The organism is Streptomyces sp. RKAG293 (assembly GCF_023701745.1).
GTDB lineage: Bacteria > Actinomycetota > Actinomycetes > Streptomycetales > Streptomycetaceae > Actinacidiphila.
The window spans coordinates 5,916,915-5,937,436 of the sequence record NZ_JAJOZB010000001.1; the positions used below are offsets into that span (position 1 = coordinate 5,916,915).

Here is a 20,522-nt window from a genome sequence, read left to right on the forward strand (position 1 = left end):
GACTGCCCTTCAGTGGAGCGCGTGGGGTCAGGAGCCGCCGTTGATCGCGGCCTTGGTGATCGCGCCGTCGCCGGCGCCCCACTTGTCGAGGGCTGCCTTGTAGCTGCCGTCGGCGATGATCGCGTCCATCGCCAGCTTGATCGCGTCGCGCAGCTGCGTGTTGCTCTTGTCCACGGCGATGCCGAACGGCCCGGCGTCGGACTTGTTGGCCACGGACTCGAAGTCGTTGCCGCCGCCCGCGGTCTTGGCGATGTACGCCGCGACCGGGGAGTCGTTCAGGTCGGCGACCGCTCCGCCGGCCTTGACGCGGGTCTGGGCCTCGGCGTCGGTCGGGAAGGACTCGATGGACAGCGCGGCCTTGCCGCCCGTCGTGCACTTCTTCGAGAGGTCCTTGGCGGCCGCCTCGAAGGTCGTACCGCGCTGGACGGCGAGCTTCTTGCCGCACAGGTCGTCGACGGAGGTGATGTGCTCCGGGTTGCCCTTCTTGACCAGGATGCCGGTGCTCGCGGTGAAGTAGTCGACGAAGTCGACGCCCTTACCGGTCTTCTGCCCCTTGTCGTCGAGGCCCTCCTGGCGGGCCTTGGTGTCGCTGACGGAGGACATGACGACGCCGTAGCGGCCGGTCTGCATCGCGGCGAGGAGACCGTCGAAGGTGCCGCTGGTGAACTTGAACGTCACGCCGAGCTGCTTGCCGAGCGCGGCGGCGATGTCGGGGTCGACACCGACGATGGTGCCGCTCTGCTTCAGCTCCATCGGGGCGTACGTGGCGTCCGTGCCGACCTCGATGACGCCGGCGTCCTGGAACTTCTTGGGGAGCTTGTTGAAGAGCGGAGCACTGTTCGACTTCGTCGAGGTGTCGGTGCCGCTGTCCTTCTTGGTCTGGTCGCCACAGCCGCTGAGCAGCAGGGTGCCCGCGACCGCGATCGCGCCGACCGCTGTGATCCGAGATGTGGCGGCCGAGCGACGGGTGGTGCGTGCGGTCATTGCTGGTTCCTCCTGCGGAATGTGGGCGGAGTGGGGAAGACGGTGGGTGGGGAACCCTTATTCGAGTGTCGCCACCCGGTGTGATGTGCGCATCTTGCCATCCGGACAGACCCAGTCAGTGGTCCAGTTGTGTCAAAATCGGATAACGGGCGATCCCCGGGCTCTCACCGGGCCGGCACACCAAGGCCGGACCACGGTGGGGCCACGCCGACCAGTCGCACACAGTATCCGCGGTTTCTCCCCTATTCGGGCTTTTTGCCGCGCTGTATGCCGTTATTTCCGATTCGCTCCCTGCTGGCGGAGCCGAATGGACTCGTCAGCGGAATCGGTCTTCCGGTAGAACGGATCCTTACCCCTCATCCCGGGGCCCATGGCATGCGTGCGGCATGCCTGGCGCCGGTGCCTTCAGGACCACTCAAGTGCCTGGGTGTACCGATGCCGAGCCCGCCTATCTCCATTTCTGGAGGTAGTACCCTCGAAACCAAATCAGACAAAGGGGTCAATTGTGGCAGCGGAGATCGTCAATCCTCGGACCGATACGGACACGTTTCCCATCGATCCGGTCTTCGCCCTGCACCGTGGCGGAAAGATGGAGGTGGCCGCGACCGTGCCGGTGCGCGATGCGGACGATCTGTCCCTCGCCTACACGCCGGGTGTCGCGAAGGTGTGCACGGCCATTGCCGAGCAGCCCGATCTGGTGAACGACTACACCTGGAAGTCCAACGTCGTGGCCGTGGTCACGGACGGCACCGCGGTGCTCGGACTCGGTGACATCGGCCCGGAAGCCTCCCTGCCGGTGATGGAGGGCAAGGCCATCCTCTTCAAGCAGTTCGGCGGGGTCAACGCGGTCCCCATCGCGCTGGCCTGCACGGACGTGGACGAGATCGTCGAAACCGTGGTGCGGATGGCGCCGTCCTTCGGCGGCGTCAACCTGGAGGACATCTCCGCCCCCCGCTGCTTCGAGATCGAGCGGAAGCTGCAGGAGCGCCTCGACATCCCGGTCTTCCACGACGACCAGCACGGCACCGCCGTCGTGACGCTCGCCGCGCTGCGCAACGCCGCCAAGCTCACCAACCGGTCGCTGGGCCAGCTGCGCGCGGTGATCTCGGGCGCGGGAGCGGCCGGGGTCGCGATCGCCAAGATCCTCGTCGAGGCGGGAATCGGCGACGTCGCCGTCACCGACCGCAAGGGGATCGTGCACGGCGGCCGTGACGACCTGAACTCCGTCAAGCGCGAGCTGGCCTCGTACACCAATAAGGCTGGTCTCTCCGGTTCGCTGGAGACCGCCCTGGACGGGGCCGACGTCTTCATCGGCGTGTCCGGCGGAACCGTGCGCGAGGAGGCGGTGGCCACCATGGCCGAGGGCGCCTTCATCTTCGCCATGGCCAACCCGACGCCGGAGATCCACCCGGACGTCGCGCACAAGTACGCGGCCGTCGTCGCCACCGGGCGCAGCGACTTCCCGAACCAGATCAACAACGTCCTGGCGTTCCCCGGCATCTTCGCCGGCGCCCTCCAGGTGCGCGCCTCGCGCATCACCGAGGGCATGAAGATCGCCGCCGCCGAGGCGCTGGCCGCCGTCGTCGCCGACGAGCTCAGCGCCGACTGCGTCATCCCGTCGCCCTTCGACGAGCGGGTCGCCCCGGCCGTCACCGCCGCGGTCGCCGCCGCCGCCCGCGCGGAGGGCGTCGCCCGCCGCTGACCGCCCTCCGGGCGGGTTGTCGCAGGACAAGGGCATGACGGCGGGCCGGTACCCATGGGTGCCGGCCCGCCGTCGCCGGCGTCAGGACCCGGACAGCGGTACGAGCAGCTCCGGGCGCAGCGTGAGATCGCGGAGCTGCGCCATGGTCAGCGGCGGCGCGGCCATCCAGGTGGGATCGGAGCGACGGCCGGACAGCGAGTCTCCGGCGTTGACCTGGATGAACATCGACCGGCCGTCGGGAAGCATCAGTCCGGCGCGGTATCCCGCGACGCTCTTCGTGCCGTCGTCGTACATCTGGATGCCGGCCACGATGCGCCAGGTCCACAACGTGCGCCCGCCGCTCAGCGCCACCTTCCCGCAGTCCGCCGTCCAGGGCTTCGTGTCGAATTCGGCACAGACGTCGTGCGCCCCGGACCCGTCCGGAGCGAAATTTTGGATCGAGATCTCGCCGTACTTCCCGTCCTTGGCCACCAGATACATCCCGTCGCCGATCGCGACGTCCTTGCCGCCGCCGGGTTTGCTGTTCAGTTCGATCCGGCCGACCTCCGGCGGGAGCAGCTCTCTGAGCAGCGCGGTCTGCGCCGGCCCGCTGTACCCGGCGGCGTTCTGCACCCGCCGGGCGTCCCCCGTGCCCGGCATCAGCAGCAGGCCGGCGGTCACCGCGCCGGCGAGGGCCAGTGCGGAAAGGGCGATCCGGGCCCGCCGGCGCTGCCGCCGTATGCTCCGGGCCCGGGCGAAGATCCGCTCGTTCGTACCGTCCGGCACGGGGACGACACCGTCGACGGCCCGCCGCAACAGCTCCCTGACCGCTTGCTCCTGGTTCATACCCGCTCCTCCCGCATCTCGGCGCGCAGCGCCGCCATCCCGCGCGCCGTATGGCTCTTGACGGTGTTCTCGCGCATGCCGAGCGCCTCGGCGGTGGCCTCGACGCTCAGGTCCTCCCAGTACCGCAGGACGAGCACGGCGCGCTGCCGCGGCGTGAGCCGGGCGAGGGCGACGCGGACGGCCACTCCGGTGTCGGTATCGGTCTCCGGGCCCGTCCGCTCGGGGAGTTCGCCGTAGGGCTGCTCGCGGTGCCAGAAGCGGCGGCGGGAGGCGATGAAGGTGTTGACGAGGGTCTTGCGGGCGTACGCCTCGACGTTGTCCAGGCGCTCCAGCCGGCGCCAGCCGAGGATGACCTTCACCAGGGTGGTCTGGACGAGGTCGTCGGCCTCGTCGTTGTCGCCGCACAGCAGGAACGCGCTCCGGAAGAGCGCGAACCGTCTGCCGGCGACGAACGCGTGCAACGCGTCGTCGTCGCCTCCGCCGGCGCTGCCGTCCTGCCGCATGTCGTCCCCTCCCCGTGCCGCGTGGGCGGATCGCCCGTCACTGTGTCAGTGCGCTGGGAGGCCCTGGAGGTTGCACCGAGGGCAGGGGGCGAGGGGTCCGGGGTGACGGGACCAGGGTGACGTATGTCGCTTCGTGCGGCGGGGTCTTCACCGGATGTCGATCGCGCCGATAGTTTCTGGGCATGTTCGCTGCCTATGCCGCACGTATCGACCGTGACCAGCCGCTGAACGGCCTGGAGCTGGGGGAACGCCCCGAGCCGGAACGCCGGGAGGGGTGGACGACGGTCACGGTGCGGGCCGCGTCGCTCAACCACCATGACCTGTGGTCGCTGCGCGGGGTGGGGCTCGGGCAGGAGCGGCTGCCGATGATCCTCGGCTGTGACGCGGCGGGTGTCGACGAGAACGGCAACGAGGTCGTCCTGCACTCCGTCATCGGCCAGTCAGGGCACGGCGTCGGACCGGACGAGCCGCGCTCGATCCTCACCGAGCGGTACCAGGGGACGTTCGCCGAGCGGGTGTCGGTGCCGGCCTGGAACGTGCTGCCCAAGCCCGCCGAGCTCTCCTTCGAGGAGGCGGCCTGTCTGCCGACCGCGTGGCTGACCGCGTACCGGATGCTCTTCACCAACGCGGGCGTGCGGCCGGGCGACTCGGTCCTGGTGCAGGGCGCGGGCGGCGGGGTGGCGACGGCCGCGATCGTGCTGGCGAAGGCGGCCGGGCTGCGGGTGTTCGCGACGAGCCGGGACAAGGCCAAGCGCGAGCGCGCGGTGGAGCTGGGCGCGGAGGCGGCCTTCGAGCCGGGCGCGCGGCTGCCGCGGCGGGTCGACGCGGTGATCGAGACGGTGGGCGCCGCCACCTGGTCGCATTCGGTGAAGTCGCTCAGGCCCGGCGGCACGCTGGTGATCTCGGGCGCCACGAGCGGCTCGAACCCGCCGGCCGCCGAACTCACCCGGATCTTCTTCCTGGAGCTGAAGGTCGTCGGCTCGACGATGGGCACCAAGGACGAGCTGGAGGATCTGCTCAGCTTCTGCGCGGCCACCGGCGTCCGGCCGGTGATCGACTCGGTACTGCCGCTCGAACGGGCCCGCGAGGGCTTCGAGAAGATGGCGGGCGGCGAGCTGTTCGGAAAGATCGTGCTGACAACGGGCTGACGACGGCTGACGACGGGCCGACGGACGGCGGGCTCCCACCGGTGGGAGCCCGCCGTCCGTGTCCCCTCGTCGTCCCCGCGTCAGTCCTTGCGGCCGCGCAGCACGGCGCCGATCTGAGCCGCCGCCGTCGACAGATGGCGGCGGGTCTCGCGCAGCTGACCGGCGTCCACGCCCCGGTCGCGGGCCGCGTCACGGATGTCGTCGCGAAAACGGTCCAGGAGGCGTTCCAGCTCGCGGCCCGGGTCGGCGACGGCGTCCTCGGAGTCGTTCTCCCTGGCCCAGTCGGGCGCGTCCGCCGGGACCTCGGCCGAGGCGGCGCCCGCGTCAGCGGTGCTGCCCGCCGTGGCGTCCGGATCGGCCTTGAGGTAGCCGGGCCAGGCGGTGGAGATGTGGCCGGTGGCCCGGCCCAGCGCGCCCAGTTCGCGGTTGAGCTCGGCGAGACCCTCCTTGAGGCCGCCCTGCCAGTCGCCCTCGCGGACGTGGGACTGCACCTGCTCCTGGACCTGCTTGGCGATCCGCTGCACCTCGACCCGGGCGAAGTCCTGCGCCTCCTTGGCCTGGAGGCGGGCGTTGCGCGCGTCCTCCTTGGCCCGGCGGCTCTCCTCCTTGGCGCGGCGGGCCTGGTCCTTCCACTCCTGCTTCATGGCGCGGAAGTCGGTGCCGACACCGTTGCCCGCGGGGGAGTTGCGGGCCTCCTGCGCCGCGGCCCGGATCTCCCGGCGCAGATCACCGGCGGCGCCGCGGACGTCCTCGCGGATCTCGGCGGCCAGCGTCGAGACCGATTCGCGGATCTCGTTCTCCAGGTCGGCGATCTCGTCGGCCCTGGCGGCCAGTTCGGCGCGGCCGGCGTCGGAGATGGAGTACACCTTGCGGCCGCCCTCGGTGCTGTGGGTGACCAGGCCCTCCTTCTCCAGCTTGGCCAGCCGCGGGTAGACGGTGCCGGCGGAGGGCGCGTAGAGGCCGTGGAAACGCTCCTCCAGCAGCCGGATGACCTCGTAGCCGTGGCGCGGGGCCTCGTCCAGGAGCTTGAGGAGGTACAGCCGCAGGCGGCCGTGGGCGAAGACGGGAGCCATGTCAGATGTCCTTCCGGAGCGAGGGGGTCCCGTCGGTCGACGCACCGGCCGGCTCGTCGTCGACCGGTGGGCGGCGCAGCAGGGCGATGGCGCCGGAGACGGTGGTGGCCTTCAGATGGGCGCCGCCGGTGCCGACCCGTCCGGTGATGCGCTTGGCGCCCCACTGGCCGGTGACCCGCAGGTCCTCGAAGGCGCAGGACACGGCGCCGCTGGCGGTGTTGGCGTCGACCTCGGCGTTCGCGGGGTCCGGGATGCGGATGGCGATCTCGCCGGAGACGGTGTTCAGCCGGACGTCGGCGCCCGGGGGCGTCTCGACGGGGGCCAGGTCGAGCACCATGTTGCCGCTGACGGAGTCGGCCTTGATGCGGGCGCCGCTGCCCTCGACGACGGTCAGGTCGCCGGAGACGGTGTTGATGTGCAGGTCGCCGGAGACCGCCTGGGCCTCGACGTTGCCCGAGATGGTGTTGGCGCTGACCGCGCCGGCCACGCCGACCAGGGTGACGTCCCCGTTGACCCCGCGTACCTGGGTGGCTTCGGAGATGCCGGAGATCACCGCGCTGGCGCCGACCACGCCGACCTCGACGCGGGTGCGCTGCGGCACGGCGAGCGAGACGACCGCGTGCCGCTCCCAGCCCTTGCCGCCGAGCCACTTCAGGAAGCCCTTCCAGGGCAGGTCGTCGTAGCCGACGGTGAGGACGCCGCCCTTCAGGCTGACCAGCAGCGGCGGTCCGTCGAGCTCGCTGACCTCCAGCCGGGCCGGGCCCTCCTCGACGCCGACGACGTTCACCGCGCCGCCGACGATGCGCACGCGCACCGTGTCGACATGCGCGTCGAAGACGAGCTTCTGTGGTTCCGTCACGGTCCATTCCGACGTGCCGCTCATGTCGACCCTCCTCGGTGGTACGTCAGGCAACGCAACATATCGCGTCTCTTGGTAGACACGATATATCGCGTACTGGAGAAGTCAAGCGGCCTGTTCCGCGGTCTTGAGCCTCACGCGAGTCGTTCCCGAGCGGCGTCGGCGGGCGCCGGTGCGGCGCCCGCGCGGGCCGTCACTCGTCCTCGTCGTCCTCGTCGTCCAGCCGGGCCAGCCAGGTGGCCAGCCGCTCCACGGGGATCTCGAAGTCGGGATTGAGGTCGACGAACTCCCGCAGCCGGGAGGCGAGCCACTCGAAAGTGACCTCCTCCTCGCCGCGCCGGCTCTCCAGCTCCTCGATACCGCGATCGGTGAAGTACACGGGATGCTCCATAGCTCCAAGCAGGGGTCACCGGTGCGCACGGACACCGCGACACGGGGACGGTGGGACATTCCAGGCAAGGATAGGCAGCATTCCGACACTCCCTCGCGCGGGTCCTCGCAGGCCGCTAGCCTTTCGTTACTGCTGGCCGAACGGGGGGTGGCGCGGCGTGACAGGGGGTATGGGGGCGCACAGGACGCACAGGACGAGGACTCGGATCCCTTCGAGACCCTGGCGCCCCTGGTGAGAGCCGCCACCGTACGTGTTCATGCCCCTCCGTCCGGGTATGCCCCGGACGGGTCCGGCGGTCCGTCCGCCGGGGACGTCGCCGTCCGCCCATGGGGCAGCGGCTTCTTCGTCGCCCCCAACTGGGTGCTCACCTGCGCCCATGTGGCGCTCCGGGGCGAGGGAGGCGCGGTGGCTGACGGTGGGCGCGAGGTCGGCATCACCTTCGACGGACGCACGGTCCGCGGCCGCGTCGAATGGGCCGAACCGACGGCGAATCCCGGACCGGGGTTATGGCCGGCCCCCGACCTGGCGCTGATCCGGCTGCTGGAACCGGTGCCGCACGCCTGCGTCTGGCTCACCGAGCGCACCTCGAAGGTCTTCACCCGCAAGGAAGTCGCCTTCTTCGGCTGCATGGAGGTGGACGGCGAGGTCGAGGACGTCAGCGGCCGGTGCACCATCCGCGGCGAGCTGGGCAGGGACGGCAAGCTCCGCCTCGGCAACGAGGACGAGATCCCGTCGGGCGCCTCCGGCGGCCCGGTCGTCGACCTCGCGCGCGGCGAGGTGATCGGTGTGCTCAAGGCCCGGCGCGGCGGGCAGGACGGCGGACTGGCCATATCCGTCGTGCAGTTGCGCGGGCTGCCACTGCCGCGGCGGCCGGTCGCCGCCGAGTCCGACGACCTCTTCCAGCGGGTGGTGCACGCCCACGACCGGCATCACGCCGACCGCCACCGGCGCGCCGACACCAACGTCACGACCTGGACCGACGCCCACAACCTGATGGGCGCCACCCCCGGGCGCGCCCTCTCGCCCGGGATGCGCACCGAGCTGCTCGGGCTGCTCGCCGAACTCCCGCCGCCGGTCAGCACGTTGAGCCTGCTGGCGACCGTCAACGACCTGCGCGGCCAGCCCTGCGAGAACCTGCCGCTGGCGCCGCGCGGCTGGCGCGACGGGCTCGGGCTGCTCTACGAACTGCGGCGCGGGCAAAGCGAGTTGGAAACGGTGCTGCGCTACTGCGTGCACGCGGCGACGGCGGAGCGCCCGTACGAGGCGGCGCACGGCGCCGAGCGCCGGCTGTGGAACTGGGCGGCGGCCGTCGCCGCGAGCGAACGGGACCTGTCACGCGGCTTCCGCAACGAGCTGGGCCGCGAATGGCTCGCCCGGGTCAACGACCGCAGGACGGACCCCGGCCCGTCCGGTGTGCGGGTCCCGGGCGCCGGCGGTCCGCCCGCCCGTGAGGCGGTCTCGCACCCCTCGGTGCTGCTGGAGATCGACCGCCGTGGCTGGGAACGGGACAGCTACGACTGGCGGATCGCCATCGTGGACGCGGCGGGCGACGTCCGGCCGGTGGCCGAGGGCGCCGAAGGCACCCGCCTCGGCGAGCTGCCGGTGCGGCTGAGCGCCCCGCTCGCCGAGGCGTTCCGCCGCTGCGACGAGCCGGACCGCCGGGCGGTCCTTCAGGTGGCGGTGGTCAGAGCGCTGCTCGAACTGCCGGTGGAGACCTGGCGGATGCCGGCGGACGGGACGACGCTGGGGGAGCAGCGCCCGGTCGTGGTGCGCCGGGCCGACCCGGAGTACGACCCGGACGAGGTCGGCGAGGACGCGGCGCTGCGGCGGGCCCGCTGGAAGCGGGTGCAGGCCGGGCCGATGGAGCCGGTGGTGCTGGACTGCGACGCCGGGGAGCCGGCGCCGGTGCCCTCGGACGACGAACTGCGCTCCCGGGGCCTGTACTCGGTGCCCGCGCTGTGCCGGGCCTCGGACGCCGAGGACGGCCCCGCGAACCTGCGCCGGGTCACCAACGCCGGGTACGGAGTGGTCCTCTGGCGCCGCGAACGGACCGAACGGGACCTGGTGTGCACCGATTTCCACCGGGGGGTGGAACACGCGGTGGCCGCCGCCGCGCAGGCGGACCGGCTGCCGGAGGCGGTGCGTAAGCTGCGTGCCGATCTCGCCCGCCGTGAGCCCGAGGCCTACATCTCCAAGGGACTGATCCTGCTGTACGACGACCCCACCCGCCCGCTGCCCGGCACCGATCAGCCGCTGGAGACGCCATGACCGGCCGAACACACCCCTTATGTTCCGCCCCCACTCCGTGGGACGGTCGACACGTGGTCTGCGCTCCTGCCATCGACGTACGAGCGACGAGGAGCATGTAGTGCCTGACATCAACGCGAGGCCCGACGGGACTGCCGGGACCGACGGCAACGAAGAGAACGAGTGGCTGATCTACCGGGGTGCCGGCGAGCCGCACGACGGGATCAGCGCGCTGCCCGATCCGCCGCCGTGGCGGGATTTCGACGGCGGCCCCCTCGTCGAGCCCGGCCCCGGCACGGACAGCGCCTCGACCCGCCGGCTCGGCGCGTACCGGCACATGGCGCAGCTGCACCGGCCGAGTCCCGAAGAGCTGGAGATCGTCAACGCCGCGCTGTACCTGCGCCGTCCGCTGCTGGTCACCGGCAGTCCCGGCACCGGCAAGAGCACGCTGGCGCACGCCGTCGCGTACGAGCTCGGCCTCGGCCGGGTGCTGCGCTGGCCCATCGTCAGCCGCACCACGCTGCAGGACGGCCTCTACCGCTACGACGCCATCGCGCGGCTCCAGGACACCCAGATCGCGGCGAGCGGCCGGTCCCAGACGCCCGGCGGCATCGGCAGCTACATCCGGCTCGGTCCGCTGGGCACGGCGCTGCTGCCGACGGCGCGGCCCCGCGTGCTGCTCGTGGACGAACTGGACAAGAGCGATATCGACCTTCCCAATGACCTGCTGAACGTGCTGGAGGAGGGCGAGTTCGCCATCCCCGAACTCGAACGGCTCGCGGAGCGCGAACCGCGGGTCGAGGTGCTCACCGACGACAGCACGAAGGTGACGGTCGAGGACGGCCGGGTCGGCTGCCGGGCCTTCCCCTTCGTCGTGCTCACCAGCAACGGCGAGCGTGACTTCCCGGCGCCGCTGCTGCGGCGCTGCATCCATCTCGAACTGGGGCAGCCCGACCACAAGCGGCTGGCCACCGTGGTCCGGGCGCATCTGGGGACCGAGGCGGCCCGGATCGGCGACGATCTGATCACCCGCTTCCTGGAGCGCTCGCGCAGCGAACTCCTCGCCGCGGACCAGCTGTTGAACGCGATCTACCTCACGCACCACGCCGCGCCGCCGTCCCGCGACCGGCTCGCCGACATGCTCATCCAGCGACTCGACCGGCCGAGGTGAGGGTGTGACAGCGCCTCCCCCCTCCCCGCCACCTTCGCCGGGGCCGCGCCGTGATCCGCTCGCGGAGATCATCGAGCGGCTGCGCGGGGCGGGACTCGATCCGGACCTGGGTGAACTGGCCGACGCCGTCTGGCTGGCGCGCTGGTCGCAGCCCGCCGGGGCCGGCGCGGAGCCCGGCGAGTGGGCCGACGGCCCGCGCCCGGCGGACCGGGCGTCCGGGACGGCCGGCGGGGACACCGCGGACCGGGCGGCGGACCCGGCGGCCGACGCGGCGGACCGCGACGACGGTCCGGGGGCGGGATCCGGCCATCCCGGCGGCGGCCTGCCCGGGGGCAGCATCGCGCTGTATCCGGGGGAGCGGGACCGCACGGCCGGCGGCGGACGGGGCTCGCCGCTGCCGGGCGGCGCCATCTCCATCGGTGTGCCCGAGGCGCCCGCACTGCCGGGGCTGCTGGAACTGCAGCGGGCCCTGCGTCCGTTGCAGCGCTACCACAGCGCCGCACCGCCGATCCGCAGCGAGCTGGACGAGTCGGCGACGGCGGAGCGCAGCGCGCGGGCCGGCGGTCTGCTGATGCCGGTCTTCCGCAGCATCTCGCGGGGCGACGCCTCGCTGCAGCTGCTGATGGACGCCTCGTCGTCGATGTACGTGTGGGAACGCATGCTCGGCGAGTTCCAGCAGGTCTTCGGGCAGTTGGGCGCCTTCCGCGACGTCCATGTGCAGTACCTGCACCAGACCCCGGACGGCGGCGCCGCGGTGAGCCGCCGCTTCGAACCCGGCGCCGCCGGGCTGCGCTCCGCGGACCAGCTGAACGACCCGACGGGACGTCAGGTGACGGTCCTCGTCAGCGACTGCGCCGGCCCGCTGTGGCGCAGCGGCGAGGCGCACCGGCTGCTGCACCGGCTGTCCCGGCACGCGCCCGTCGCCGTGCTGCAGCCGCTGCCGCAGCGGCTGTGGTCCCGTACCCGGCTGCCGACCTCGTACGGGCTGCTGATGCGCGGCCAGGGCCCTGGCCAGTCGGCGACGCTGCACTTCGAGGGGGAGGGCGCGCTGGAGCGTCCCGGCATGATCCCGGTCCCGGTGCTGCCGCCGACCGCCGCCGCGCTGGGCGCGTGGGCGCGGCTGCTGTCGGGCACCGGTACGGGTCCGGTGCCGGCCGCGGTGGGCTGGGTGCGGGCCGACCAGCCGGCCGCGCCGCCGTCCCGGCCGCGCAGACCGCTGGCCCCGGCCGAGCTCGTCGCCCGGTTCCGGTCCGCCGCCTCCCCGGGCGCGGCGCAGCTCGCGGTGTACGTGGCCGCGGCCCCGCTCTATCTGCCGGTGATGCAGCTGGTGCAGCGCACGATGCTGCCCGACTCCGGACCCGCGGAACTCTCCGAGGTGCTGCTCAGCGGGCTGCTCACCCGGTCCGGCTCGGGCGGCTCCGCAGGTCCCGGGACGGAGACGCCCCCGTACGGGACGGTGCTGGACACCCCCGCGTACGGCACCGTGATCGGCGAGGTGCCCCTGGCACGGCCGCCGGCGCAGTGGTACGCGTTCGCCGAGGGCGTCCAGGACGTCCTGCTGGGTCCGTTGGGGCGGGACGAGGCGCTGCTGGTGCTCAAGCACTGCTCCGAGTACGTCGAGCAGCGCTTCGGGCTCGGCGGCCCCAACTTCCCGGCGCTGGCCATCGCCCAGCTGGCGGACGGCCGCGGTGGCGGAGCCGTGCCGGGACGGATGCCGGCGCTGGACGGCGGTGCGGAGGACTCGGCCCGGCGGGCCGCGCAGCCCTTCGCCCAGGTGGCGGCGAAGGTGCTGGAACGCTTCATCCCGCTGACGGACGTGACCGAGCAGATCGGCGTCGAGGGCGGCGCCGGCGCTCCCCGTTCGGAGGCGGCGCTGGAACGGGCCAGGGTGCTCGTCGAGCGCTTCGAGTCCGACGGCATGGTGCAGAGCCTGCTGGACGCCGTACAGCTGCTCCGCCGGGCGGCGGCCGCCGGGCTGCCGACCGCGGCCGATCCCGAGCTCTGGAGCGAGCTGGCGCAGAACCTGCTGCGGCTGTGGCGGCTGCAGGGCGGAGCCGGTCTGCTGCGCGAGGCGCAGGAGGCCGCGGAGGTCGCCGTCGCCTCGCCCGGAGTGGTGCGGGCCCGCGCCGTGCTGGCCCGGGTGCTGCACGCGGCCGCCTCCGACCTGCGGGCGCTCGGCCAGCGGCAGGCCGCGCTGGAGCTGCTGCGGCGCGCCGACCGGGAGTTCACGGCGGCCGGCGCGGCCACCGACCTGGACCCCGAGGAGGCGCTGCGCACCACCCTGCAGCACGCGGAGGTGCTGGAGGAGCAGTGGCGGCTCAGCGGTGACACCGGGCCGCTGCAGGAGACCATCGGCATGCTGGAGGCGTTCTCCGACGGGCGCCCCTGGGGCGGCGGTAGCGAACCGCAGCCGGCCGGGCTGTCGCTGGCCCGCGGGCGGGCGCTGCTGATGCTGGCCGGGACCGCCGAGGACCTGGAACGGGCCCGCGTCTACGCCGGGCAGGCCGCCGAGTCCCTGGAGTACGCGTGCGCCGTCATGGCCGCCGGGCCGGGGCCGATGGAGGAGCGGGTCAGGGCCCAGCTGCTGCTGACCGACGCGCTGCTGCTGACGGGCGACCGGCTCGAGCAGGCCGGCGCGCTGGTGGCGCGGACGCTGGAGGACGTCAGGGAGCAGTCGCTCCGGGCCGAGGTCCTGGTCAGGTCGGCCCGGATGTGGGTGCACCGGTACGCGGCGGGCGGGCCGCCGCCGGATCTGGACGAGGCGGCGGACCGGTTCGAGGAGGCGGCCCCGCTGATGCTGCGGGACCGGCCCGAGTACGGCGAGTTGATGCAGGAGTGGGGCGGGGTCCTGCTGCGGCGGGCCGAACTGGACGGCGGTGCGGCCTTCGTCTCCCGGGCCATCCGGGTGCTGCGGGACTGCCGTATGCACTCTCCGGCGGGTCATCCCCGGCTCACCGAACGGCTGATGATGCTGGGGCGGGCGCTGCTGCTGCGCTACCAGACCCGGGAGGACATGGTCGACCTCCGGGAGGCGGAGCACATCTTCGGGCTCGCGGCCAGGAACGGCGGCGCGCCGCTGGTCCGGGCGCGCGCCTGGCTGGAGCTGGGCGAGGTGCGGCACATCGGCGGGCCCGACCGGCTGGACCAGGCCGCCGACGCGTTCCGCCGGGCGGCCGAGACCGCCCGCGCGGCCGAGGAGCAGCTGGCCGACCCGTCCCCGGCGGTGCGGCTGACCGCCGAGGCGCACCACCGGCGCGGTGTGGTGTACGAGGCGGCACAACGGCCGCGGGCCGCGCGGGAGGCGTACCGGGCGGCCCTGGAGGAGTGGCGCAGACTCCCGGACGGCGGGGGCCGGGACGCCGAGTGGACGGCGCAGCGGCTGGCCCGGATGGGCGGCGGAAGGTAGCGGCGGGGCGGCCCGGCAGCCCCGTCTGGTTTTGGGCGCCCGGCGGGCGGGCATCCCAGATGGGCCCCCAACTGCGGGGGAAAATAAGGTGGTGTGACGATGCGTCAAGGAGAGAACGCGGAGCGTACGGACCTGCCGGACGGCGCGGCGGAGCTGCCGGATCCGCTGACGCTGGATCTGGAGTCGCTGCGGGAGGCCGACCATCCGGTACTGGCCGAAGTACTGGAGGGACTGCGGACCCGGCTCGGTGAACCCACCGAGATCCTCTGGGGATTCAACAGCGCCTTCTGAGTTCGACCGCGCCTTCCGGCCTGCGGCCGTCCCGCGCCGTCTCCGTGCCCCGCCCGGTTTCGGTCGGATCGCCGACCGATCCGGACAATGCCGATACGCCGGCGTTTGTGTTGGCGCAGGAGAAGGAAGGTTCCGCCACGAACCGGGGGACAGGGGACACGCAGTGAGGCAGGCCACGGAAGGACCGGTGAAGCCGCCGGAACCGTCGGGGGCGGACGGTCCACGCCCGGTCCCCTTCCGCCAGTTCATCCTCAAGATGAACGGCCGCTGCAACCTCGCCTGCCGTTACTGCTATCTCTACGCGGGCCCGGACAGCGGCTGGCGGCACCGTCCCGCCACCCCCACCGCCCCGGTGCTCGACGCCACCGCCGCCCGGATCGCCGAACACGCCGCCGCGCACGGGCTCACCGACATCGCCGTCGTCCTGCACGGCGGCGAACCCCTGCTCGCCGAGGCCGGAGCGCTGGGCGCCGTCGTCGACCGGGTGCGGGCCGCGGTGCCCGCGGACTGCGCCGTGCACGCCACCGTCCAGACCAACGGCACGCTGCTCGACGACGAGCGGCTGCGGACGCTGGCCGCGCACCGGATCCGGGTCGGGGTGAGCCTCGACGGCGGGCTGCCCGCCCACAACCTGGCGCGGGTGGACCACGCGGGCCGCCCGTCGTGGCCGGCCGCCGCCCGCGGGCTGCGGCTGCTCGCCGAGGACCGGCACCGGGCCGGCTACGCGGGGGTGCTCTGCGTCGTCGACCTCGCCTCCGACCCCGCCGAGGTCTACGAGTCGCTGCTCGACTTCTCGCCGCCCGCCCTGGACTTCCTCCTCCCGCACGGCAACTGGAGCGCGCCGCCGCCCGGCCTGCCCGCGCCCGCGGAGCGGCCGGCCCCGTACGGCGACTGGCTGTGCACCGTCTTCGACCGGTGGTGGCGCGCCGACCGCCGCCGGGTCCGGGTGCGGATCTTCGAGGAGTGCCTCGCGCTGCTCCTCGGCGCCCCCGCGGCCACCGAATCGCTGGGCCTGCGGCCGTTCGACGCCGTCGTGGTGGAGACCGACGGCAGCATGGAACAGGTCGACTCGCTCAAGTCCGCCTACGAGGGCGCCGCCGCCACCGGGCTCGACGTCTTCCACCACTCCTTCGACGAGGCCCTCGCGCACCCGGGTGTCGCCGCCCGGCAGAGCGGACTGGCCGCGCTGGCCGGACAGTGCCGCCGCTGCCCGCTGGTCCAGGTGTGCGGCGGCGGCAACTACGCCCACCGGTACCGCGCCGGCGAGGGGTTCCGGCATCCGTCGGTGTACTGCGCGGACCTGCAGCGGCTGATCCGCCATGTCGCGGACCGGCTCGCCGAGGCGGCCGCGGCATGACCGCAGGGATCCTCTCCGGCGGGCCCGGCGGCGTATCCGACGCCGTGCTCCGGGAACTCGGCGGAACCCACGGCGGCCGCGCGGAGTTCGCCCTTCTCACGGCGGGCCAGCAGCGGCTGCGCCTGCTCCAGCTGCGCGCCCTGTTCGACGCGGTCGCGCTGCGCCCCGGCCCGGGTGCGGCGGCGTTCCGGCGGCACTGGGCGCTGCTGGAGGCCGCCGACCGGGCGGACCGGGACGCGGCGCGCGGCGTGCTGTTCTACCCCCTCGTCGGCCCCTGGGTCCGGCGCTGCCTGCGGCGGCTCGACAGCGTCGCGCAGGGCGGGCAGGACCGGAGCCCGGAACTCCACCGCGAGCTGTCGCACTTCGGCCTCCTCGCCGCCGCGGCGGCGGCGCGCGCCCGCGTGCCGTTCACCCTCAGGACGATCGGTCACGACGGCCTGGTGGTGCTGCCGACGCTGGGCGTGCTGCGTTTCGCGGAGCCGCCCGGCGGCGCCGGTCCCGAACCGGTCGAACTGCGCGGCTCCGGCGGCCGGGTGGCGGTCATCGTGCGGGACGGCGCCCCCGCCGTGCTCCGCCCGCACCGCGACGGATCCTGGCGGTCCGGCGATCCGCGCTGGTGCCCGCTGAGGGTCCTCACCGGCGGCCCGCGGCCGGTGCTGCTCGACGAGATCGACCCCTTCCGGACCGAGGACAGCGGTCTGGAACGGCACGGCCTGCGGGCCGACGACCGGCTGACGGCCGCCGGGTCCGACCAGTGGCAGGACGCCTGGGCCGGCGCCATGTCCGTGATCCACCTCGGCGGCGAGACCCGCGCCGCCGAAGTGGCGGCCCTGCTGGAGTGCTTCGTACCGCTGGCCCCGCCGCCGGGCGCCGGGCCGCACGGCAGCGGCGTCTCGCACTGCAGTGGAACCCGCCGCGAGGCCTTCGGCGCCGTGCTCAGCAGCACCCCGCGGACCCCCGGCTATCTCGCCGCGACGCTCGTCCACGAACTGCAGCACGCCAAGCTGGGCGCCCTCGCCGATCTCGTCCTGCTGCACACCTCCGGTGCCCAGCGGCGCTACTGGGCACCCTGGCGGCCCGACCCGCGCCCCTTCGACGGGCTGCTGCAGGGCGCGTACTCGCACCTGGCGCTCGCCGAGTACTGGCAGCTGTTCGCACTGGGCGCCAAGGACCCGGCGGAGCGCGACAAGGCATGGGCCGAGCACTCCCGCTGCCGCGAACAGGTCGGCGCCGCGATGCCCGCGCTGGCCGGCTCGCAGAGCCTCACCCATGAGGGAAGGGTGTTCGTCAACGCGATGGTCCGCCAGCTCACCCGATTGAAGGATCATCCCCCGCCCGAGGGGCACTTGGCCCGTGCGAGCGCCTATGTGGAGACCGCCCGCAGGATGTGGCGGAGGCAGACCTCGGGAGGGGAACCGCCGGTGTATGTTCCCAGCTAAGGGATCTGACGGTCCGTCGAGGCCGTTCGTTTGTTCGCATCACGAGGGAGACGGTCGCATGGCCGTAGTGCGGAAGTCGGCGGCAACGGCCGAAAGGCAGCCCGTCACCATCAGCTTCGCGGGATTCAACCGGGCCTGGGCCGCGTGGATCGGCGACCGGCTCGAACGGCAGGGGCACCGGGTCTCCTTCGAGCGCTTCGACCCGCCGCCCGGCACCTCCATCGAGCAGGCGCTGGAAGACCTCATGCTCGCCGAGGGACGCATCCTCGTCATCCTCAGCGACTGGTACTTCCAGCTGGGCCCGCGCACCCACGAGGAGTGGAACCAGGCGCTGCGCACCGTCGTCGCCTCGAACACCGACCGCTTCGCCGCGGTCTCGGTCACCAACGCCGCGCTCCCCACCGCGACCGCCGCACTCAGCGCCTCCTCGCTGTGGGGGATCGGCGCGCACGAGGCCGAACGCCGGCTGCTGGCCCGGCTCGGCACCGCCGACACCGCTCCGCCGGAGGAGAAGCCGGGGCGCTCCGGCCCGCGCTTCCCCGCCGATCAGCCGCGGGTCTGGGGCGGCGTCCCGCGCCGCAACATCCGGTTCACCGGACGGGAGAACCTGCTCGGCAGCGTCTACCACCGGCTGCAGCAGGCCGAACAGGGCGCCGCCGTCGTCACGCTGCTCGGCATGTCCGGCGTCGGCAAGACCCAGATCGCCGCCGAGTACGTCTACCGCTTCGGCTCCGAGTACGACGCCGTCTGGTGGGTCCCCGCCGACCAGCGCGGCACGCTGCGCCAGCGGCTGGCCGAACTCGCCCCGGCGCTCGGCCTCACCACCGGGCCCGAGTACGGCGAGCGGCTGCGCGCCGTCCTCGACTCGCTGCGCCGCGGCACCCCGTACTCCCGCTGGCTGCTCGTCCTGGACGGCGCCGACCAGGTCGGGGACATCGCGGACCTGCTGCCCAGCGGCCCCGGCCACGTCCTGATCACCTCGCAGAACCGGGCCTGGGGCGAACACAACACCGCCCTGATGGAGATCCCGGTCTACTCCCGCGAGGAGAGCGTCGCCTTCGTCCGCCGCCGCGCCGGCCGGCTCGACGAGACCGACGCCGACCGGCTGGCGGAGGCGCTGGAGGACCTGCCGCTGCTGCTCGACCAGACCGCCGGCTGGCTCAGCGACTCCACCATGTCCGTCGACGAGTACATCGGACTGCTGAGCACCGGGAACAACCGCGAAGCGGGTCTGAAGGTCGCCGCCGACTTCCCGATGACGTTCCAGACCGCCTGGTCGATACTGCTGAACCAGCTCCGTGACACCGAGCCCGCCTCCATCGACCTGCTGCGGATGTGCGTCTTCTTCGCACCGGGTCCCATCCCGGTCCGGCTGCTGCGCGAACTGCCGGCCCGTGACCTCCCCGAGCAGCTCGTCGGGCTGATGAACGACCCGCTGCGCTGGAACGACGCCACCGCCAAGCTCGTCCAGTACTCCGTGGTCCGCCGCGAGTCGCACGACGTGGGGTCGGACGAGCCGGGCGGCGGCTCCGAGATCCTGCACATGCACCGCATGGTCCACCAGACCGTGCGCGACGGCATGCCCGAGGCCGACCGGCGCGAGTACGCCGTGGTGGTGCGCCGCGCGCTGGCCGCCGCGGACCCGGGCCGCCCCACCGACACCCGGCTGTGGCCGCGGTACGCGGAGATCACGCCGCACCTGAAGGCGGCGGGGGTGCTGGAGAGCACCGACCCGGACATCCAGCAGCTGGTGCTCAACTCGCTGCGGTACATGTACCTGTCGGGCGAGTACACCTCCGGGCTCAAGCTCGCGGAACGCGGGCTGGCCGCCTGGAAGGAACTGCTCGGTGAGTTCCACCCCCGCATCTGGGACATCACCCGGCACTACGCCAACCTGCTGCACGCCACCGGCAGTTACGCCAAGGCCGAGGCGATCTGCCGGATCGCCGTGGACCATCTGCGGGAGGAGCGGGGCCAGCAGGACCTCGACCTGCTGCGCGCCGCCACCGGCCTGGCCGCGTCGCTGCGCGGTCTCGCCCGGTACGACGAGGCGCACGAGGTGTCCCGGCTGGTCCTGGAGGGCTATCTGGAGCTGGTCGGGGACCGCGACTCGCGCACCCTCAGCGCCCGCAACAACCTCGCCGTCTCGGTGCGGCTGCTCGGCCGCTACCAGGAGGCGCTCGAACTCGACCGGCAGACCCTCGACATCCGCCGCGACGCCCTGCGCCCACGCCACTCCTGGACGCTCTTCTCCGAGATCAACTACGCGTGGGACCTGCGGCTGCTCGGACGGTACGACGAGTCCGTCTCGGTGCAGGAGCGCAGCGTCCGCACCCACCGGGACGTCATGGGCCCCGACAACCCGCAGACCCTGCGGGCCGAGCACACCCTCGTCATGGGCCAGTACCGGGCCGGTGAACGCCGCGCCCCGGCGCTGCTGGCGCGGCTGCTGGAACGGGTGGAGCGCGTGCTGGGCGAGAGCGACCCGCTGACGCTGATGGTCGCCTCCAGCTACTCCTGTGTGGCACGCGAACACGGCGACCTGGACCGTGCCCGCAGCGTCGGCGAGAGCGTCGCCCGGCGCTACGGCGCCACCCTGGGGCCGGCCCACCCGTACGTACTGGGCTGCCTCGCCAACAACGGGCTCGTGCTGCGCGCGGCCGGTGAGCGCCAGCAGGCCCAGGAGCTGATCGAGGAGACGCTCACGGGCATGAACGAGGTGGTCGGCCCCGACCATCCCTGGACGCTGGGCTGCGCCCTCAACGCCACCGCCACCCGCAACTTCTCCGGAGACCCCGAAGGGGCGGCCGAACTCAGCCGCGACACCGCGGCCCGTGCCGCGGCCACCCTCGGCGGCGACCACCCGATGACGCTCTCGGCCCGGATCGCGCTCGCCGCCGACCTGCGGGCGCTGCGCAAGATCCAGGAGGCGGAGAAGGTCGAGGAGGAGGCGATCGCGACGCTGGCCGCGACGCTCGGTCCCCAGCACGTCCACACCGTCTCGGCCCGGTCCCGCACCCGGCCGTTCTGGGACTTCGAGCCCCAGGTCACCTAGAACCGCCTGGGCACGGACAAGGGCCGGGCCCGCCACCTGAGATCAGGTGGCGGGCCCGGCCCTTGTCGCAC

At 73.1% G+C, this 20,522-nt stretch carries 15 protein-coding genes; 9 read left to right on the top strand and 6 right to left on the bottom strand.

Annotation, left to right across the window (positions count from 1 at the left end; translation table 11 throughout):
* Positions 1 to 27: 27 nt before the first annotated feature.
* Entirely contained in the window at positions 28 to 984 is a 957-nt protein-coding gene (locus LNW72_RS26585) for an ABC transporter substrate-binding protein (RefSeq protein ID WP_250977655.1), read from the bottom strand.
* A 505-nt stretch (positions 985 to 1,489) separates the two neighbouring features.
* Here LNW72_RS26585 and LNW72_RS26590 point away from each other — a divergent pair.
* On the top strand, positions 1,490 to 2,686 hold the full coding sequence (locus LNW72_RS26590; RefSeq protein WP_250977656.1) for an NADP-dependent malic enzyme: 1,197 nt from the start codon (positions 1,490 to 1,492) through the stop codon (positions 2,684 to 2,686).
* Positions 2,687 to 2,767: 81 nt separating this feature from the next.
* On the opposite strand, the gene LNW72_RS26595 is transcribed toward LNW72_RS26590, so the two are convergent.
* Positions 2,768 to 3,511, bottom strand: coding sequence for a hypothetical protein (locus tag LNW72_RS26595; RefSeq protein WP_250977657.1), 744 nt, complete (start codon positions 3,509 to 3,511; stop codon positions 2,768 to 2,770).
* Positions 3,508 to 4,014: a SigE family RNA polymerase sigma factor gene (locus tag LNW72_RS26600; protein WP_250977658.1), complete on the bottom strand. Its 507-nt coding sequence runs from the start codon at positions 4,012 to 4,014 to the stop codon at positions 3,508 to 3,510. Before LNW72_RS26600 ends, LNW72_RS26595 begins: the two co-directional genes overlap by 4 nt.
* 182 nt (positions 4,015 to 4,196) lie before the next feature.
* Between LNW72_RS26600 and LNW72_RS26605 the strand changes: the two genes are divergently transcribed.
* Positions 4,197 to 5,162: a zinc-binding dehydrogenase gene (locus LNW72_RS26605; RefSeq protein ID WP_250977659.1), complete on the top strand. Its 966-nt coding sequence runs from the start codon at positions 4,197 to 4,199 to the stop codon at positions 5,160 to 5,162.
* Between the two features lie 80 nt (positions 5,163 to 5,242).
* Here the strand turns inward: LNW72_RS26605 and LNW72_RS26610 are convergent, their stop codons facing one another.
* The 3 genes from LNW72_RS26610 to LNW72_RS26620 all read right to left on the bottom strand — a co-directional run bounded on the left by LNW72_RS26610 (position 5,243) and on the right by LNW72_RS26620 (position 7,473).
* Positions 5,243 to 6,235, bottom strand: a complete 993-nt coding sequence (locus LNW72_RS26610; protein WP_250977660.1) for a PadR family transcriptional regulator — start codon at positions 6,233 to 6,235, stop codon at positions 5,243 to 5,245.
* 1 nt (position 6,236) lies between these two features.
* A complete protein-coding gene (locus tag LNW72_RS26615; protein WP_250977661.1) occupies positions 6,237 to 7,118 on the bottom strand; it encodes a DUF4097 family beta strand repeat-containing protein in 882 nt (293 codons plus the stop codon).
* Positions 7,119 to 7,287: 169 nt separating this feature from the next.
* Positions 7,288 to 7,473 carry a DUF6104 family protein gene (locus LNW72_RS26620; protein WP_250977662.1) on the bottom strand — a complete coding sequence of 62 codons (186 nt, stop codon included), beginning with the start codon at positions 7,471 to 7,473 and terminating at the stop codon, positions 7,288 to 7,290.
* A 3-nt stretch (positions 7,474 to 7,476) separates the two neighbouring features.
* Between LNW72_RS26620 and LNW72_RS26625 the strand changes: the two genes are divergently transcribed.
* The 7 genes from LNW72_RS26625 to fxsT all read left to right on the top strand — a co-directional run bounded on the left by LNW72_RS26625 (position 7,477) and on the right by fxsT (position 20,451).
* On the top strand, positions 7,477 to 9,753 hold the full coding sequence (locus LNW72_RS26625; protein ID WP_250977663.1) for a trypsin-like peptidase domain-containing protein: 2,277 nt from the start codon (positions 7,477 to 7,479) through the stop codon (positions 9,751 to 9,753).
* 100 nt (positions 9,754 to 9,853) lie between these two features.
* Positions 9,854 to 10,903 (top strand): MoxR family ATPase, encoded by a 1,050-nt coding sequence (locus LNW72_RS26630; RefSeq protein ID WP_250977664.1) that lies wholly within the window; start codon positions 9,854 to 9,856, stop codon positions 10,901 to 10,903.
* A 4-nt stretch (positions 10,904 to 10,907) separates the two neighbouring features.
* A complete protein-coding gene (locus LNW72_RS26635; protein WP_250977665.1) occupies positions 10,908 to 14,309 on the top strand; it encodes an SAV_2336 N-terminal domain-related protein in 3,402 nt (1,133 codons plus the stop codon).
* Between the two features lie 99 nt (positions 14,310 to 14,408).
* Positions 14,409 to 14,600, top strand: a complete 192-nt coding sequence (fxsA, locus tag LNW72_RS26640; protein WP_250977666.1) for an FxSxx-COOH cyclophane-containing RiPP peptide — start codon at positions 14,409 to 14,411, stop codon at positions 14,598 to 14,600.
* 256 nt (positions 14,601 to 14,856) lie between these two features.
* Entirely contained in the window at positions 14,857 to 15,957 is a 1,101-nt protein-coding gene (locus LNW72_RS26645) for an FxsB family cyclophane-forming radical SAM/SPASM peptide maturase (RefSeq protein ID WP_250980325.1), read from the top strand.
* A complete protein-coding gene (locus LNW72_RS26650; RefSeq protein ID WP_250977667.1) occupies positions 15,954 to 17,396 on the top strand; it encodes an HEXXH motif-containing putative peptide modification protein in 1,443 nt (480 codons plus the stop codon). Before LNW72_RS26645 ends, LNW72_RS26650 begins: the two co-directional genes overlap by 4 nt.
* A 58-nt stretch (positions 17,397 to 17,454) precedes the next feature.
* Entirely contained in the window at positions 17,455 to 20,451 is a 2,997-nt protein-coding gene (fxsT, locus tag LNW72_RS26655) for an FxSxx-COOH system tetratricopeptide repeat protein (RefSeq protein ID WP_250977668.1), read from the top strand.
* Positions 20,452 to 20,522 lie beyond the last annotated feature (71 nt).